This window comes from Cutibacterium equinum, assembly GCF_028021195.1.
GTDB classification, from domain to species: Bacteria; Actinomycetota; Actinomycetes; order Propionibacteriales; family Propionibacteriaceae; genus Cutibacterium; species Cutibacterium equinum.
The window spans coordinates 1642561-1660621 of sequence record NZ_CP115668.1 but is presented as its reverse complement, the minus strand read 5'-3'; the positions used below and the strand labels follow the sequence as shown (position 1 = coordinate 1660621).

Here is an 18061-nt window from a genome sequence, read left to right as displayed (position 1 = left end):
CGTGCAGGTTTACCTGGATTTGTTGCAGCGGATTCTCGATGAGGGGGTGCGTCGAGAGGATCGCACGGGCACCGGGACGTTGAGTGTCTTTGGTCACCAGATGTCCTTTGATCTGCGTGAGGGCTTCCCGTTGGTGACGACGAAGAAGATTTACACCCGCAGTGTGTTCGGGGAGCTGTTGTGGTTCTTGCGTGGGGACACCAATATCGGCTGGCTGCACGACAACAACATCCATATCTGGGACGAATGGGCTGACGAGAATGGCGATCTGGGACCGGTGTACGGCCATCAGTGGCGGTCCTGGCCTGACGCCGACGGCGGCACGATCGACCAGATTGCCAGGGTTATCGAGCAGATTCGCACCAACCCGTGGTCGCGTCGTCACATCGTCTCGGCGTGGAATGTGGCTGAGGTCGACCAGATGGCCCTGCCTCCCTGCCATACGTTGTTCCAGTTCTATGTCACCCCTGACGAGGACGGGAAGCCTGAATGGTTGAGCTGTCAGCTCTACCAGCGTTCCGGTGACACCTTCCTCGGTGTGCCGTTCAATATTGCGTCGTACGCCTTGCTTACGCATCTGGTGGCATCGGTGACGGGGTTGAAGCCGCTGAAGTTCGTTCATACCGTGGGCGATGCTCATCTCTACCTCAATCATCTGGATCAGGTGCACGAGCAGCTCACCCGTGAGCCCCGTCAGCTGCCTCAGGTGACCGTCAATCCAGACATTCGTGACATTGACGGATTCGAGCTGTCGGACATCACCGTGACTGGGTATGACCCGTACCCGGCACTTCCCGCTCCGATTGCCGTCTGAACCTAGCCGGATCGCACTATTTGAAGTACCAGGAGACACGATGAAGGTCGTCGCCATCGCCGCCGTCGCTGATAACGGTGTCATAGGGTCCGGGCAGGACATGCTGTGGCACATCAGCGAGGATTTCCGCCGGTTCAAGAAGGTGACGATGGGTCACACCCTGGTGTTCGGGCGGCGTACCTTTGAGCAGGTCGGCAAACTTCCGGGGCGTCGTCACATCATTTGCACCCGTGACCGGCAGTGGTCTGCCGATGGCGTTGACGTCGCCGCTAGTCCGCGCGAAGCCGTGGAGATGGCTCGCCAGGCCGGCGAGGACATCTGTTTCATCGCCGGGGGAGGCCAGATTTACGCTGATGGCCTCGACCTGTGCGACGAGCTCGACATCACCGAGGTCCACCAGAGTCCGGCAGGCTCGGCAACATTCCCCCAGATTGATCGGCAGGTGTGGGCTGAGACCCGACGTGAGCCCCGAGATGGGTTCGACTTCGTCGGGTACCGGCGTCGGGCATGAGATCGACGGCCTCGATCCTCCACCTGGACATGGATGCCTTCTTCGCCTCGGTGGAGCAACGGGACAAGCCGTCCCTGGTCGGCAAGGCCGTCATCGTCGGTGGGGTCGGTGGTAGGGGAGTCGTGGCCACCGCCTCCTACGAAGCTCGTGCATTCGGGGTCCATTCCGCCATGGCAGGGTCGCAGGCTCGCCGCCTGGCTCCCCATGCTGCGTTCCTCTCGGGGCGATTTGAGGCGTATCGAGAGTCGTCGAAGGTCGTCATGGCAACCCTGCGAGAAGTCTCGCCGCTGGTGGAGCCGTTGAGCCTTGACGAGGCCTTCGTCGATCTGGAGGCTGGCGGGATCGACGTCGATGACCTGGAGGGTTTGCGCCAGGTGGCCGCTGATCTTCGCGCCCGAGTCTTCGAGCGCACTGAGGGATTGAGCTGCTCGGTGGGGATCGGGTCGAGCAAGTTCATGGCGAAGGTCGCCTCCGAGATGGCCAAGCCCAAGCGTGGCTACAGCGACCAGACCGCCCTCGTTGCGCCCGGAACCGAGGCTGACACCATTGCGCCCCTGCCGGCGCGGGCTATTCCGGGGGTCGGTCCCGTGACAGCGCAACGGTTGGAAAAGTTGGGTCTTCGTACCATTGCTGATGTCCGTTCCGCTCGGGAGTCCGAGCTCGTCCACGAATTGGGCCAGGCAGCAGGCACGAGCCTTGTCGCCTTGTCACGGGCATGGGACGACCGCCCTGTGGCGGCCAGCCGAATCGCCAAGTCGATTTCGGTTGAGGACACTTTCGAGCACGATCTCACCGACCGGCAAGAGTGCCGTCAGATCGTGGAGCGTCATGCGGGGCTGGTGTGTGGGCGTCTCAAGAAGGCCGGGCATTTCGCCCGCACCGTGACCCTCAAGGCCAAGATGGCGGACTTTCAGGTGTGGTCACGATCGGTGACCCTGACTGGAGCCACCGATTCGCCCGAGCGAATCTCTCATGTGGCGGTGCAGATGCTCGACTCTCTTGACCTGCGTGAGGGGGTTCGGTTGCTGGGGGTTGGTGTGTCCAACTTCACGACCTCAGCCCAGGAAGAACTGTTCACCACCGACGACGACGGACATCTGCGTGACGAGCCCGACGTGACCGAGGACGTCACTCCTATCCAACCCGGCCCGTTCGGACGGCGCCGATCCTTCGATGGACGCACCTGGCCGCCTGGCGCAGACCTCATCCACGACGACTATGGCCGCGGCTGGGTGTGGGGGTCGGGCCACGGCATTGTCACCTGCCGTTTTGAGCATCGGGGCAGCCAGATCGGTCGGGTGAAGTCGGTTAGCCAGGACGACGAGGCCTTGCATCCGGCCCATCCTCTGCCGCTGGCATGGCAACCCGCCGGGGAAAACGGCTGAGGTCGATACGAGGGTGATGACTGGTCCGCGCCTCGGCCCGTTTGGACCCTCTTGATCAGCCTGTGCGGAGAAGCGGCCGTCAATGCCAATCATCCCCACGATCACACATGGGTGAATCACGTCACTACGGTGCCGGAGAAGGGACTCGAACCCTCACACCACAAGGCACAGGAACCTAAATCCTGCGTGTCTACCAATTCCACCACTCCGGCGTCGGGGCCTTGCAGCCCCGGGCAACCTCAGGCCCTCGGTGTTCCCGAATCAGCAGCCGATCTTGAGTTCCCTGCAGAGCTTGTCGACGTGGCCCTTGGCTCGAACATTGTACTGAGCTTCAACGATCGTGCACGAACCGTCCTCATCGACGTCAATGACGAAGGTGGAACGAATCACGCCGACGATCTCTTTGCCATAGACGTTCTTGGGGCCGTACGTTCCGTAAGCCGTCATGACGGCCTTGTCCTCGTCGGAGAGCAGAGTCAGAGTCAACGACTCCTTGGCGACGAATGCCTGGAGCTTGGCAACCGGGTCGGGCGAGATGCCCAGCACCGAGTAGCCAGCGCCCTCAAAATCGGCCAGATGAGCCGTGAAATCGACAGCCTGGGTGGTACACCCAGGGGTCATGGCCGCAGGGTAGAAGTACACGATGACTCGCTTGCCAGCGAAGTCGGACAGGGTGATCTGACTGCCGTCAGCGGCGGGCAGTGTGAAATCAGGGGCCTCATTACCGGGCTGAAGACGGGTACTCATGCCCTCAACGATATAGGCTGTTGCCAGACCAGCGCCGAGCCTACGTCGGCGCAAAGCGCAGACACGGCACCAGGAGGGGTCACATGGCTGATAGCAAGTCGAAGGCGAAGGACGAGCGCTCCGCTGACGAGATCAGGCGGGACATTGCAGCGACTCGTGCTCGTCTGGCGGCCGGGATGGAGAGCCTCGTGGAGCAGGTGCATCCGGCCACCCTCAAGCGTGAGGCATCTGATCGTGCCCGCGATTTCGTGCAGGGTGAGTTCGACCAGGTCAAGGGCCAGGTCAAGGACGAGAACGGTTGGCGCATCCAGCGGATTGCCATCGCTGGGGGTGCGCTGGCTGCCGGTATCGTCAGCATCATCGTGCTGCGTGCGATCGTTGGTCGCGCCACCGGAGCCACCGCTCGCCGCAAGCTCGAGAAGCTGCAGCTCTCCGAGGCCAAGCGGGTTCGCAAGGAGGCCAAGCAGCGTCGCAAGGATGACGCCAAGGCCGCCAAGAAGAACGCCAAGCTCAGTAAGAAGAACGCCAAGAAGTACGGCAAGCTCAGCACGGATGACTCGTCGATGAGCAACCTTGCCGAGAAGATGCTCAAGCAGGCCGCCGTGCTGCGTTCCCAGGCTGCTGCCGAACGCGAGGAAGGCGTCGCCTGAGTGATCGGGTCGACATGACCTGATCAACTCACACCGATCCAGCACGAGTTCGGCCCCGGTCCAGCGCGGACCGGGGCCGAACTATGTCGTCAGGCGGGGATCACTTGAGGCTGCCGGCAGACAGGCCGGCGACGATCCGACGCTGGAAGATCAACACCATGATGACCAGCGGCACCGTCATGACGACCCCGGCAGCCATCTGGGAGCCGAACGGGGTGTTGAACTGGGAAGCGCCGGTGAACTTCGACAGCAGCACCGTGGCAGGCTCCATTTTCGGATCGTTGATCATGGTGACGGCGACGAGGAACTCATTCCACGCCCCGATGAACACGATGATCGCCGTGGTGAAGATGCCGGGTGCAGCCAGAGGCAGAATGACCTTGCGGAAGGCCTGAGCGGGGGAGCAGCCGTCGATCATGGCCGCCTGCTCCAGCTCGTCGGGCATCTGTTTGAAGAACGTCGTCAGGTTCCACACCGCCAAGGGCAGCGAGAAGGACAGATCGGGGATGATCATGGCCTGGTAGGTGTTGATCCAGTGCCACGCCGAGAAGTTCTTCAGCAGCGGGACGATGATGGCCACCAGCGGGAACATCGACGTCGCAATGATGAGGATGAGCAATCCGCCCTTGCCACGGAAGTCCAGACGCGCAAGGGCGTAGGAGGCGAAGGTGGCGATGAGCAGGGCAATGATGGTCACCGACAGCGAGACGATGAGAGAGTTACCCAGCCCGCGCAGGAAGTTGTTGCTCGGATGGAAGACGGCCCGGTAGTTCTCCAATGACGGGTGAGCTGGCCACCACGTGTTGTCGAAGATCTCGTCGTCAGGGCGCAGCGAGGACACGACCATCCAGTAGAAGGGCGCCAAGCAGTAGATGACGATGAGGATGATGCCGATGATCGGCAGCGCCTTGGCCCAGGTGTTGTTCTTGTGGTGGGTTTCCTGGTCGATGGCTCCCGGTGCGGTTGCCGTAGCGGTGCTCATGCCGACACCTCCTTGCCACTCGTTGTTGCGGCTTGTGCGGCGTTCGCCTTCTGTCGGCCACGACGCCCACCAGGACGTCCACCGTTGACGAAGGTGGTGGCCTTCATCTTGTTGCGCTTACCCTCGTCACCGATGAGGTCGGCGCCCAGGATCTTGATGAAGGCGAATGCGATGATGAACACGTAGAGGAACAAGATGATGGCGTATGCGGCGGCCGCTCCGTACCTCAGGTTCGACGCCTCATCCTGGACCAACATCGACAAGGTCTCGACCGACTCCCTGCGCGGGCCGACGAGGATGAACGGCAGGTCGAACATGCGTAGCGCGTCAAGGGTTCGGAACAGCACAGCGACCACCAGGGCCGGTTTGACCAGTGGCAAGGTGATCGAGACGAACCTCTTCCACGCATTGGCACCATCGACCTTGGCCGCCTCATAGACCTCGGTGGGTATCACCTGGAGGCCCGCCAGCGTCAACAGACCGATGTAGGGGGCGGTCTTCCAGACGTCAGCGATGATGATCGACCACTTGGCCGTCCAGTCGCCTGATGCCCACATGATCTGCCGGCCGATGATGGCGTTGGCCACACCGTTCTGGTTGAAGATCCAGCCCCACAAGATGGCCGAGACTGCGGTAGGGATGGCCCAAGGGACGAGGATGGAGGCTCTAACGACGCCCCGTCCGGCCATCGCCCGGTGCATGATCAGCGCCATGATGACGCCCAGCACGGTTTCGAGCACGACCGTGACGACACCGAAGAGGGTGGTGTTCCACAACGCGTTCCAGAATCGATCTCCCGAGCCGGTGAAGATGTCGGTGAAGTTCTTCATTCCGACGAACGGCTCGGTGTCGTTGACGAATCCCGTTTCAGGATCCAAACCAGGCTGGCCGTAGAGGGCCTGCTTCATCGATTGAATGACGGGAATGACGATGACGATCGTCAAGACGATGAGGGTTGGTGTGATGAGCGCCAGGGCCAGGCGTTCCTGGGCTCTGGCCCGCGAAGACCGTTTGCGGGCCGGTTCGACTGTTGCGGCGGTCATGATGAAGCTCCTTGTCCCCGGTGCTGTCTGCCAGGTGGTGCGAGCGATGTCATGGATACGGCGGGGTGGGTGCCCCGCCCCGCCGTATCCATGTGGCTGATACTGCGTGACGGTCAGTTCTTGATGATCGTCTTCAGCTTGTCGGCCAGCTGCTTGGCTGCGGTCTGGGCGTCCGTCTTGCCCTGCAGAGCCGGGTAGATGGCGTCCTGGATGGCCGCAGTGACGTCACCGTAGGCGACGGCATGCGGACGGCCCTTGGCGCTGTCCAGGGAGGCCTTCAAGGTTGGCAGGTACGGGTAGTTCTTGACGTTGTCGTCCTTGGTGTACAGCTCACCGTAGATCGGCGCGTTGGACTGCTTCTCGAGGTTGTACTGTTCGGACTCCTCGTTGGTCCACCACTTGACGAACTTGAGGGCCGTCGCCTTGTTCTTGCAGTTGGTGGTGATGGCGCAGTTGTGGCCGCCCAGGGTTGCCATGAACGCCTTGCCGTCGATGGAAGGCAGGGGGGCGATGCCGAACTTGTCGGGGCCCAGTTCCTTTACGTCGTTGCCGTACTGGTAAGGCCAGTTACGCAGGAAGAGGACCTTGCCGGACTCGAAGCCGTTACGGCTGTCCTCCTCCTTCCACTCCAGGGCGGCAGTCGGGATGAGGTTGGACTTGAAGGCGTCCACCGCGGTCTGGATGCCCTTGATGGACTCCGGGGAGTCGACGACCACCTTTCCGGAGTCATCGACGATCGCACCGCCACAGGTGGTGATGAACTCGCAGATGTTGCAGGTGAGCCCCTCGTACTTGGCCCACTGGCCACCGAATCCGCCGATGTTCTGCATACCGGGGAGTTTGCGGACGGCCTCGGTGGCCTTCTTGACGTCGTCCCAGGTCTTGGGAACCTCGACCTTGGCCTTCTCGAGGAAGTCCTTGCGGTAGTACATGATGGGGGCGTCCGTGGCGTACGGGACGGCGTACTGCCTGTCGCGGTACGAACCGGTCTCCCACACCGAGTCAATGATGCCGTCGGGCTTCATGTCCTGCGGGATCTCCACGATCCAGCGGTTGGCCGCGAACTCGGCAACCCACACCAGGTCAAGGCCAATGACGTCGTAGGCGGCAGAGTTCGTCTGAGCGGCGTTGATGAGGGACTGACGCTGCTGGTCGGCCTCCGAGGACAACTCAATGAGAGTGACCTTCTCCTTGGGGTACTTCTTGTTCCACTCGTCAATGCGCTTCTGGACCATTCCGCCGGAGAAGTCCTTGCCCTGCACCCAGCTGATGGGGCCTTCTCCGGTGAAGTCTGCGCCCGTGGCGGGCTTGTTGGATTCGGAGCCCTTCGAGTCCCCGTTGGAACAAGCTGCCAAGGCACCGAGCGCCAGTGCTCCGACGGAGCCCTGGATGAAGGCCCGACGGGAATGTGTGTAGTGCGTCATGTGACTTCTTCCTCCTTGAACTGGGCGATGTCGACACCGACATCACGGACGCATCAGCGATTTCCTGCAGGTGCGATAGGTCACAACCTCACTTAGGACCTTACACCGACCCCCTGACATGTGTGCATGTCATTTTGCGAGGAACGTGAATGATCGTGCACAGCAAGTGAGATTGGGGGTTGTTCCTCTCACCAATCTGGTCGCAGTGGTGTTGGTATGTCGCTGAATCCGTCTGAATGAGTGTGGAAGAAGGGATTCCTCTGAGTGGTGTCACCAGGATGGCCATGTTCGGGAGGCGGGGCGACCTCGGGCCTCGATGGGAGGACAGGTCGCAAAGTCTTGGGCTGTGTAGGAGTCTCGGGCTGTGTAGGAGGCAACATGAAGGAAGCCGTTCCACCCTGTCTCCAGGATGGAACGGCTTCCGTTCCGGTGCGCCGCCAGGGACTCGAACCCTGAACCCGCTGATTAAGAGTCAGCTGCTCTGCCAATTGAGCTAGCAGCGCCGGCGAGGAGAAACATTAGCGGACTTCGGCCAGGATGCAAAATCGAGGTGACGGATTCATGGCCGACTGGTGCGTGCGGCATCGATTCGACGCTGCCTCAACGCCGTGATCTCGGGTATGTCGAGGGGCTCCAAATGGCGTCCTAGAGCCATGTCAAGCACATGGTCGGCCAGCTGTGGGTTGCGTGCAAGAACTGGTCCGTGCGGATAGGTGCCGATGACACGGCCCTGCACGGCTCCCTCGTCGCGACGGTTACCGTTGCCCCAACCCACCTCGACGGCAGCCAGCGGTTTGGCGTCAGAACCAAGTTCTGTCCAGCCACCGTGGTTCTCGAAACCGGTGATCGGGCACGTGTTCCCGTCGGGCTGGGTCCAGATGTGCAGAACTTCCCCGACAGCACGCTGTGGGCCGCGTCGGGTCTCGGCGTCGAGAAGCCCGAGTCCCTCGATGACCTCGTCATGAGCTCCGATGGTGAAGGACTTGCCGCAGATCTGATAGCCGGCGCACACCGCGAACAGCATGGCGCCGTCGTCGAGGGCGGTGAACAATCCGCCATCGGCCTTGAGCTCCTGGACAGCGGTGATCTGGGCGGTGTCCTCGCCACCTCCCAGCAGATAGACGGCCCCGTCAGTGGGCACCTTCTGGCCGGGCTCGACGGTGACGAGCTCGGCGTCGATGCCGCGCCATTGCAGTCTCTTGGTGAGCACGACAGCATTGCCATGATCGCCGTAGATGCCCAACAAGGACTGGTACAGCAGGACGATCTTGGGACGGTCGGTGTTCATGCCAGTCCTCCGAGTCGGCGCAGTTTCTGGAAAGGGGTGTAGGTCGACAGCACGTCGATGGGATGGTCAGAGTCCCACTTGCCAGCCAGCAGAGGCGAGCTGAGAGCCTGGGAGAGGTCCTCAATGACGACGTGCTCCACCCCGGCGTATTGCAGTCTGACGGCCAGGTCGAGTGCGCGCGGGCCGGTGCAGATGACGGTCCGCCCGGCCAACTGCTCGTAATCGACGTCCCACAACCAGGAGACGTCCTTGCCGTCAGCAGCCACCGCGTCGATGGCCAGCACCAGCGGATCGGAGGTCGTCAGCGGCAGGGATTCGGTCCAGCCGGCAGGATTCTTCGACAACAGTAGACGGCAATGGGTGCCGCTGATGGTGCAGGTGGCATAGCGGCCAGCCGGCGACTCCACCGTGGCGATCCCGCGCAGCGCATCTTCGGGCTGGATGCCCATGTGGATGGCCGCGGCAAGGGCGCAGGTGGCGTTGGCGAGGTTGAAGGAACCGGGCACCTGGACGTCGAGGGGGAAACGTCTCCCGGAAGCCTCGACGGCCTCGTGTCCTTCCACCCACCAATCGGCGGCAGGCTGACGCAGCTCACATCCAGGGCAATCCCAGCCGTCCTCGCCATGGGTGAGGACGGCGCCACAGTTGGGGCACAGCGTCGAGTCAGCGGTCCACCGAGGGTTGGTGTTCACCCAGATGACATGACGAGCTTTCTGACACACCCACACGATGAGTGGGTCACAGGCGTTGGCGATCACTGTCGGGCCATGCTCGGCGGCCTTGTCCAGGGCAGCACGCCAGTCGCGTCCCAGGAAGGTCAACTCGTGGTTGCGGTCCAACTGGTCACGGCTGAAGTTGAGCAGGACCAGTACTTCTGGGTTGCCCATCGCGACGACATCGGCGACAACCCTCTCATCGGTCTCTAACACGGCGATGGTGGCGTCAGGGGCCTCTCCCAGGGCCGAGACGATACCGTGATGAAGGTTGGCCCCATCGGCATTGGTGACGACGTTTCGTTGGTCGTCAGGAGTCCCAGCTCGCACTGCGGCGGTGAGGAAATGAGTAGTGGTGGTCTTGCCGTTGGTGCCGGTGACACTGGCGATACGACGGTCTGCCAGCAGCTCGGGCAAGGCGTTGGGGGCCAATTTCATCGTCACCCGACCGCGAATTGACGCTCCCGAGCCCTTCCCTGCCAAGCGGGAGGCTGTTGCCGCTGTCCGCCCGGCCAGCAGGGCCAGGTGCAGCCGCAGGGAGGTGCGGTGTCTTCCAGATGACGAGGTCATGGTCCCAATCATGGCAGGAAGGGATGACGGCCCCGGTGCACTCACTGGTGACGAGGGGAGTGTCTGTGATCTCAAACTGCTGGGTGACAAGGTTGTTCGCCTCTGTTCCAGATGATTGTCGGGAAACCTGTCGGGCACGCGTGTCACGGTAATTCCTGTCAGATGCGAGGGGTTGACGAGTGCCGGACAAGGGGGTGTCATGGTCGACGTCGAGGAGTTGGTGAGTCGTGGTGTCGACGGTTTGGAGGTTCCCAGCGGGCATGCCATCCACCCGTCGCTCCAGCCTCTTTTCCCTGGTGGACTCATGCCTGCGGTGTACCGGCTGGACGGTGCGTCATCCGTTGGTCTGGGGCTGCTCACCCATGGCTGGTGTGGGGTCGTCGGTCTGCCTGAGCTCAGTGTCGAGGCGGCTCGGCAGTGGGGAGTGGAGTTGTCACGGCTGGTGCTCGTGCCTGATCCAGGGAACTGGCTCGAGACGGTGGCAACTCTCATCGAGGGGCTGGACGTCATTCTCGCTGCATCCCCACCACCATTGCCGATGGCGGCCAGCAGACGATTGACGGCCAGGCTACGTTCTCGCGGCTCGACCTTGGTGGTGCTGGGGCCGTGGTCCAATCCTGCGGCTCGAATCGATGTCCGCACCATGGGGTGGCGCGGGCTTGGCCAGGGACATGGCTGTTTGTCGGCTCAGGAACTTGAGGTGACGGTGACGAGGCATCACCGCAACCGTTCTGTGCGGCTCATTCGCACTGGTACCGGGGTGCACCCTGCCGAGGAGGTGGCTGATGCCTGCTGAGCGGCTCAGTGCCACCCCGGTTCGGGTCCTCATGGCAGTCATTCCCAGGTGGCGAATTGTGGCAGCATCCCGACGTCAGCCGGGGGATGATCCTCTTCTGGTTGTCGATCGTGGGGCCGTCGTCGACTGCTGTTCCCGAGCCGCTGAGGAAGGTGTCATCCCAGGCTTGTCGGTGAGGGCTGCCCAGTTACGGTGCCCGGACGCCGTTGTCGTGCCTCACGATCCTGCTTCCGAGGAAGTCCTCTTTGACGAGGTGGTTCGCGAGATCGAGACATCAGTAGCCCCTTCAGTCCACGTGGTGCGCCCAGGAGTGGTTGCGGTGACTGCTCGCGGGGTTGCTCGTTTCTATGGTGGTGAACATGCTGCTGCGCAGCGCATGTCTGAGGTGCTGGCACGAATCGGATACACCGACGCGGGGATTTCGGTGGCCGACGGGTTGTTCGCGGCTGAGGTGGCCGGGTCCGAGGCGGCCAGCTCGCAGGACCATGCCCCGAAGATCCTCAACCCCGGGATGTCCACGGCCTTTCTGGCCTCCCACGACGTTTCGGTTCTGGCACGTACTGGCCGGGTTGACGAGTCATTGGTGCGGACCTTGCGTCAGCTCGGTCTGACGACCCTGGGTGCCTTCGCCGGCCTGGATCGTCAGCATGTCGTGCAGCGATTCGCGGAGGCTGGGCAGCGCGCCCACGATTGGGCACGTGGCATGGACGTCACGGTGTTGTCGGCACACCGTCTCGAGGACGACGATGCCATGGAAGTGGTCCTTGACGATCCGGAACCTTCCGGAGCCCAGGTGGTGGCCGTGGTGCGTCCTGTGGCCGAGGAGTTCATGGCAGGTCTGGCAGCCAATGGTCGGGTGTGCTCCCAGGCTCGCATTCTCATCCGGGCCACCACCGGGTTGTCTGAGCGCACTTGGCGTCAACCCTGGCAGTTCAGCAGTGACGATCTGGTGGCTCGGTTGTCCCGTCAGCTCGATGATCTTCCCAGGACCGTGGACGAATTCGGTGCTGATGAGTTCTGCCAGTCCGGTGTTGAGGCGGTGCGGATCGTTCCCACCATCCATCGTGCGGGGGAGGCGGCCGAGGGATTGTTCGGGGCCAGACCCACCGAGCATCTTGTCCACGTCATCTCTCAGTTGCAGGAGAAGCTGGGGCCAGAGGGAGTTCTGGTGGGGGAAGTCGCCGGTGGCCGGATGCTCAAGGACCGACGGCGACTGGTTCCTTTCGGGACGGTTGCCGAGGATGCGCGTCCGGTGGATCGCCCTTGGCCAGGTCATCTTGACGGTCCTGCCCCCGGGATCGTGTATTCCCGTCCGCTGCCAGCCCGGTTGGAGACAACGGACGGTATGCCGCTGACGACGTCGTCTGACCTGCCGACGATCAGCCCGGGATGGTTTCACGACGGCACTTCGCGACGGCGCGTCATCGCATGGGCTGGGCCATGGCCGGTGCACCAGAGGTGGTGGAGTACCCCGGCGGTCTCGGTGGAGCGAGTGCAGTTGGTCACCGAGGACCAACAGGCGTGGGTCCTGGCGGGGTCGGCTGACCGCTGGTGGGTCGAGGCTCGTTACGACGAGGCGTGATCGGGATGAGTTACCACAATCCTCCGATTCCGTGGCGAGAGCTGGAGAGACGCATCTCGGGGCGGCGTCCTCCCAATGGTCATCAGGACAGTCATGTCGACCAGGCTGGGTATCGCCGCGTCCGTAAGCCCTTTGACCGCCATCCCGTCCGGCCCGAAGGGCCTGTAGTGCCCTATGCCGAGCTGCACTGCCACTCCTCCTACAGTTTTCTTGACGGTGCCTCCAGCCCGGAGGATCTCGTCACCCGGGCGGTGGAGTTGGGGCTGTCGGGGCTGGCCCTGACCGATCATGACGGCCTCTACGGGGTCGTCAGGATGGCTGAAGCGGCTGAAGCCTGTGGTCTTCCCACCATCATCGGGTCGGAGTTGTCCATCGGAGCGCCGGATGCGCAGAACGGGGTGGCTGATCCGGTGGGCAGTCATCTGCTCGTGTTGGCCAATGGTCCGGAGGGGTATCGCCGCTTGGCGGGCGCCCTCACCGATGCCTATCTGGCTGAGGGAGGGCAGAAGGGTCATCCGGTCCATGATCTCAACCATCTGGCCGAGGTGGCCGACGGGCACTGGACCGTCCTCACTGGGTGTCGTAAAGGAGCGGTGAGGCAGGGGTTGGCCAGGGGAGTGGAGCAGGCTGAGGCCAAACTTCATCATCTGGTTGATTTGTTCGGCATTGACAACGTCCTGGTCGAGTTGACCGATCATCGCGCTCCCACCGATTCCCGTGACAACGACATCCTCGCTGAGCTGGCGGGTCGTCATGGTCTGGCAACGGTGGCGACGACAGCCGCCCACTACGCCGGTGCTGAGCAGTTCGAGCTGGCCTGTGCCCTGTCAGCGGTGCGGGCCCGACGCAGTCTTGACGAGATGGACGGCTGGCTTCCTGCCGGCCCGGTGGCGAGGTTGCGCAGCGGGGTAGAGATGGCAGACCTGTTCAGTCGTCACCGGGATGCGGTGGACAACACCGTGGCTGTGGCGGACAGGACGGCTTTCCAACTGAGGTCGGTGCGTCCCCGTCTGCCCGACCAGAAGGTGCCCGAGGGCCAGACGCCCATCAGTTGGCTGCGTCATCTGGTGGAGGAAGGCCGTCGGGGCTGTTACGGAGACGATCCGGTGGCCAAGGACCGACTGGAAACTGAACTTGACCTCATCGAAGCCCGAGATTTTGCCGGCTACTTCCTCATCGTTTCCGACATCGTGGAGTTCGCCCGGTCTCAGGGGATCGTGTGTCAAGGACGTGGGTCAGCAGCGGCTTCGGCGGTCTGTTACGTGTTGGGTATCACCGTCGTCGACCCGGTGTTCTATGGCTTGCCCTTCGAGCGGTTCCTGTCGGTGCTGCGCGAGGAGGAGCCCGATATTGACGTCGATTTCGACGCCCGACGTCGTGAGGAGGTCATCCAATACGTCTACGCCAAATACGGACGCCGCAACGCCGCCCAAGTGGCCGACGTCATCACCTATCGGCCGCGCAGTGCTATTCGCGACATGGCCAAAGCCCTCGGCTATTCCCAGGGACAGCAGGACGCGTGGTCTGGTCAGATGGAGAGACGATCAGCAGTGCCGGACTCTCAAAATCCTGACGGCCCCGAGATTCCTGACGACGTCGTCGCTCTTGCCCAACAGGTGATGGGCCTGCCACGTCACCTGGGTATCCATTCGGCCGGAATGGTGCTGACCCGAGAACCGGTGGGGCATATCTGTCCGATCGAGCCGGCCCGGATGCCCGGTCGCACGGTGCTGCAATGGGACAAGGAGGACTGCGCCTGGATGGGATTGGTGAAGTTCGACCTACTCGGGTTGGGAATGCTCTCGGCGCTGAGCATCTCCTTCGACCTCATCTCCCACCACTGCGGACGATCCTTGAGCCTGGCTTCGATCCCGCGCAATGAGCCGGGGGTTTACGACATGTTGTGCCGCGGTGACAGTATCGGTGTCTTCCAAGTGGAGAGTCGGGCCCAGATCGGCACCCTGCCTCGGCTCAAACCGCGCTGTTTCTATGACCTGGCCGTGGAGATCGGGCTCATCCGTCCTGGCCCGGTGCAGGGAGGCGCGGTGCATCCCTATATCCGACGGCGCACTGGTGCTGAACCGATCACCTATCCGCACCCGTTACTCGAACCGGTGCTGGAACGCACCCTGGGGATCCCGCTCTTTCAGGAGCAGCTCATGCAGATGGCCACGACAGTCGGCAACTGCACGGCCGCTGATGCTGACCTGTTACGCCGAGCAATGGGGTCCAAGCGTGGGGTCGAGCGCATTGACTCCCTACGCGCCAAGCTCTTCGAGGGGATGGCAGCCAATGGGATTGACGACGACACAGCCCAGGACATCTATGCCCGCATCGAGTCCTTTGCCAATTTTGGATTCGCCGAGTCCCATGCGCTGAGCTTCGCCGGACTGGTCTACGCCTCAGCCTGGGTCAAGCTGCACTACCCGGCAGCATGTCTTGCGGCCTTGCTGCGTAGTCAGCCGATGGGGTTCTATTCTCCGGCGACTCTGGTGGCTGATGCTCGACGACATGGCGTGGTGACGCGACGCCCAGATCTGACGACGTCGTCAGTGGGGGCAAATCTGGAACCGCTGGATCGTGAGGGCGGCGGCGTGGAGACCGGGATGGACGAGTGCCTTCATGACCACGACGAGTCTGAGATCGGTCCTTTTGATCCCCATCGTGATGACGGTGACCATCGCCGGGATACTCACTTTGCCGTGCGTCTGGGGCTTTCTGACGTTTCCGGCATCAGCACCGAGGCAGCCGCCCGGATCGTTGCGGAGCGGGAACGCGAGCCTTTCACCAGTCTTGACGATCTCGCGCGTCGGGTTGAACTGACCAAGGAAGAGGTGGAAGCCCTTGCCCTGGCAGGCGCTTTCGACGATCTCGTAGGTTCAAGACGTGGTGCTTTGTGGCAAATCGGTCAGATTGACGGTGTGGCACCGGGACAGCTTGATGTTCAGGTGGCTACCCAGCCCCCTTTGCTCCCCGAACCCACTCAGCTGGAGTTACTGGGTGACGACATCCGTGCCACCGGAATCAGCACTGCAGACCATCCCGTTCGCCACCTCCGCAGCATCCTTGATCGACGAGGTGTGGTGCCAGTTGACCAATTGGGTGACGTCGAGGCCGGACGACGTATAGAAGTTGCTGGAGTCGTTACCCACAGACAAAGACCTGGAACAGCTGGGGGAGTGACCTTCCTCAATGTGGAAGACGAAACTGGCCTGCTCAATGTCATCGTCACCCCGGGGGCATGGAAGCATCACCGACGTGTAGCTCGGACGTCGCGGGCTTTGGTGGTGCGGGGGATCTTGGAAAGAGGCGACGAGGGAGTGACGAGTTTGCAGGCAGATCGGTTGGAAGCCCTCGATCTGTCGGTGCCGACGAGGTCTCGCGACTTCTGTTGAGGTGCTTGTGACTAGGGGATTTGGTGGCAGAGGCAGTTGGATTTGCATGGGTGTCCGGCTCTGTGTAATGTTTTCCGAGCTGCCGGGGGCTGCGTGATGTGGTTTCTGGATGGTATCCATGCTGGATCCCTACTTGTCGGGTTTGACGGTGGGTGTGGGTTTCGGTAAGGTTGATCGGGTTGCTGCCTTTGTGGGTGGTGGCGTGGTTTGGCTGGTTCTGCTGGTTGGCTTCTGGTCCTGCGGTTTTGTGGGGTTGGGGTTGGTGTGGTAGGGTTGGTCGGGTCGCCTTCGGGGTGGTTCTGCCTGTTGTGGGTGGGGTTGTTTCGTGTGGGTGTGATGTTTGAGAACTCAACAGTGTGTCTTTGATAGTCAATGATTTTTTTGATGCATCGTTTTGGATGTGTCGGATTTGTTTATGAATTCCTTTGTGATTCTGGACATGACTAAATTGTTTTTTGGTTAGTGTTTGGGGTCAGTGTTTTGGATTCTCTTGTGACACCGTGGCCTGCACTTTTTTTGTGTGTGGGTGGGTGATATTTTTTCATTGGAGAGTTTGATCCTGGCTCAGGACGAACGCTGGCGGCGTGCTTAACACATGCAAGTCGAACGGAAAGGCCCCTTTGGGGGTACTCGAGTGGCGAACGGGTGAGTAACACGTGAGTAACCTGCCCTTGACTTCGGGATAACTTCAGGAAACTGGGGCTAATACCGGATAGGAATCCTTGCTGCATGGTGGGGGTTGGAAAGCTTTGTGCGGTTGGGGATGGGCTCGCGGCTTATCAGCTTGTTGGTGGGGTAGTGGCTTACCAAGGCTTCGACGGGTAGCCGGCCTGAGAGGGTGACCGGCCACATTGGGACTGAGATACGGCCCAGACTCCTACGGGAGGCAGCAGTGGGGAATATTGCACAATGGGCGGAAGCCTGATGCAGCAACGCCGCGTGCGGGATGACGGCCTTCGGGTTGTAAACCGCTTTCACTCATGACGAAGCCTTGTGGTGACGGTAGTGGGAGAAGAAGCACCGGCTAACTACGTGCCAGCAGCCGCGGTGATACGTAGGGTGCGAGCGTTGTCCGGATTTATTGGGCGTAAAGAGCTCGTAGGTGGTTGATCGCGTCGGAAGTGAAAACTTGGGGCTTAACCCTGAGCGTGCTTTCGATACGGGTTGACTTGAGGAAGGTAGGGGAGAATGGAATTCCTGGTGGAGCGGTGGAATGCGCAGATATCAGGAGGAACACCAGTGGCGAAGGCGGTTCTCTGGACCTTTCCTGACGCTGAGGAGCGAAAGCGTGGGGAGCGAACAGGCTTAGATACCCTGGTAGTCCACGCTGTAAACGGTGGGTACTAGGTGTGGGGTCCATTCCACGGATTCCGTGCCGTAGCTAACGCATTAAGTACCCCGCCTGGGGAGTACGGCCGCAAGGCTAAAACTCAAAGGAATTGACGGGGCCCCGCACAAGCGGCGGAGCATGCGGATTAATTCGATGCAACGCGAAGAACCTTACCTGGGTTTGACATGGATCAGGAGTGCTCAGAGATGGGTGCGCCTCCTTGTGGGGTTGGTTCACAGGTGGTGCATGGCTGTCGTCAGCTCGTGTCGTGAGATGTTGGGTTAAGTCCCGCAACGAGCGCAACCCTCGTTCACTGTTGCCAGCACGTTATGGTGGGGACTCAGTGGAGACCGCCGGGGTCAACTCGGAGGAAGGTGGGGATGACGTCAAGTCATCATGCCCCTTATGTCCAGGGCTTCACGCATGCTACAATGGCCGGTACAAAGAGTTGCGAGCCTGTGAGGGTGAGCGAATCTCGGAAAGCCGGTCTCAGTTCGGATTGGGGTCTGCAACTCGACCCCATGAAGTCGGAGTCGCTAGTAATCGCAGATCAGCAACGCTGCGGTGAATACGTTCCCGGGGCTTGTACACACCGCCCGTCAAGTCATGAAAGTCGGTAACACCCGAAGCCGGTGGCCTAACCTTTGTGGGGGAGCCGTCGAAGGTGGGACTGGTAATTAGGACTAAGTCGTAACAAGGTAGCCGTACCGGAAGGTGCGGCTGGATCACCTCCTTTCTAAGGAGCAGTATTTTTCGTGGCATCGCTGGGTGTGCCCCTGTTGTGGGGGTGGCTTGGTGGTGTTGTGCTTCTTGTGGAACATTGGCGTCCTG

Annotated in this window: 13 protein-coding genes, 2 tRNA genes and 1 rRNA gene; 8 read left to right on the top strand and 8 right to left on the bottom strand. The window is 61.6% G+C overall.

Annotated features, from left to right (window positions below):
* The first annotated feature begins 1 nt into the window (after nt 1).
* From O6R08_RS07535 to O6R08_RS07525, 3 genes are read left to right on the top strand one after another with little or no spacing between them, the layout of a single operon-like run.
* The gene (locus O6R08_RS07535) at nt 2–814 is read left to right on the top strand and encodes a thymidylate synthase (RefSeq protein WP_271417574.1); all 813 of its coding nucleotides are present in this window, start codon (nt 2–4) and stop codon (nt 812–814) included.
* A 40-nt stretch (nt 815–854) separates the two neighbouring features.
* A complete protein-coding gene (locus tag O6R08_RS07530) occupies nt 855–1325 on the top strand; it encodes a dihydrofolate reductase (protein WP_271417573.1) in 471 nt (156 codons plus the stop codon).
* Entirely contained in the window at nt 1322–2710 is a 1389-nt protein-coding gene (locus O6R08_RS07525) for a DNA polymerase IV (protein WP_271417572.1), read from the top strand. Before O6R08_RS07530 ends, O6R08_RS07525 begins: the two co-directional genes overlap by 4 nt.
* A 130-nt stretch (nt 2711–2840) precedes the next feature.
* Here O6R08_RS07525 and O6R08_RS07520 read toward each other — a convergent pair.
* A tRNA-Leu gene (locus tag O6R08_RS07520) sits at nt 2841–2922 on the bottom strand.
* A gap of 49 nt (nt 2923–2971) precedes the next feature.
* Entirely contained in the window at nt 2972–3457 is a 486-nt protein-coding gene (gene bcp / locus O6R08_RS07515; RefSeq protein ID WP_271417571.1) for a thioredoxin-dependent thiol peroxidase, read from the bottom strand.
* A gap of 83 nt (nt 3458–3540) precedes the next feature.
* Here bcp and O6R08_RS07510 point away from each other — a divergent pair, with 83 nt between their 5' ends.
* Entirely contained in the window at nt 3541–4107 is a 567-nt protein-coding gene (locus tag O6R08_RS07510) for a DUF3618 domain-containing protein (protein WP_271417570.1), read from the top strand.
* 100 nt (nt 4108–4207) lie between these two features.
* On the opposite strand, the gene O6R08_RS07505 is transcribed toward O6R08_RS07510, so the two are convergent.
* The 6 genes from O6R08_RS07505 to O6R08_RS07480 form a co-directional block, all read right to left on the bottom strand.
* Nucleotides 4208–5089: a carbohydrate ABC transporter permease gene (locus O6R08_RS07505; protein WP_271417569.1), complete on the bottom strand. Its 882-nt coding sequence runs from the start codon at nt 5087–5089 to the stop codon at nt 4208–4210.
* Nucleotides 5086–6132, bottom strand: coding sequence for a carbohydrate ABC transporter permease (locus tag O6R08_RS07500; protein WP_271417568.1), 1047 nt, complete (start codon nt 6130–6132; stop codon nt 5086–5088). Before O6R08_RS07500 ends, O6R08_RS07505 begins: the two co-directional genes overlap by 4 nt.
* Nucleotides 6133–6245: 113 nt before the next feature.
* Entirely contained in the window at nt 6246–7556 is a 1311-nt protein-coding gene (locus O6R08_RS07495; RefSeq protein WP_271417567.1) for an ABC transporter substrate-binding protein, read from the bottom strand.
* Nucleotides 7557–7986: 430 nt separating this feature from the next.
* Nucleotides 7987–8059, bottom strand: a tRNA-Lys gene (locus tag O6R08_RS07490).
* A gap of 56 nt (nt 8060–8115) precedes the next feature.
* Entirely contained in the window at nt 8116–8844 is a 729-nt protein-coding gene (locus tag O6R08_RS07485) for a type 1 glutamine amidotransferase (protein WP_271417566.1), read from the bottom strand.
* The gene (locus O6R08_RS07480) at nt 8841–9995 is read right to left on the bottom strand and encodes a Mur ligase family protein (protein ID WP_271419311.1); all 1155 of its coding nucleotides are present in this window, start codon (nt 9993–9995) and stop codon (nt 8841–8843) included. The genes O6R08_RS07485 and O6R08_RS07480 overlap by 4 nt, the downstream gene beginning before the upstream one ends.
* Before the next feature lie 331 nt (nt 9996–10326).
* On the opposite strand from O6R08_RS07480, the gene O6R08_RS07475 reads away from it, so the two are divergent.
* From O6R08_RS07475 to O6R08_RS07460, 4 genes are all read left to right on the top strand, one after another.
* A complete protein-coding gene (locus O6R08_RS07475; protein ID WP_271417565.1) occupies nt 10327–10923 on the top strand; it encodes a hypothetical protein in 597 nt (198 codons plus the stop codon).
* Complete coding sequence (locus tag O6R08_RS07470; RefSeq protein ID WP_271417564.1) at nt 10913–12505, top strand: Y-family DNA polymerase; 1593 nt, start codon at nt 10913–10915, stop codon at nt 12503–12505. Before O6R08_RS07475 ends, O6R08_RS07470 begins: the two co-directional genes overlap by 11 nt.
* A 5-nt stretch (nt 12506–12510) precedes the next feature.
* Entirely contained in the window at nt 12511–15900 is a 3390-nt protein-coding gene (locus O6R08_RS07465) for an error-prone DNA polymerase (RefSeq protein WP_271417563.1), read from the top strand.
* 541 nt (nt 15901–16441) lie between these two features.
* A 16S ribosomal RNA gene (locus O6R08_RS07460) occupies nt 16442–17966 on the top strand.
* Nucleotides 17967–18061 lie beyond the last annotated feature (95 nt).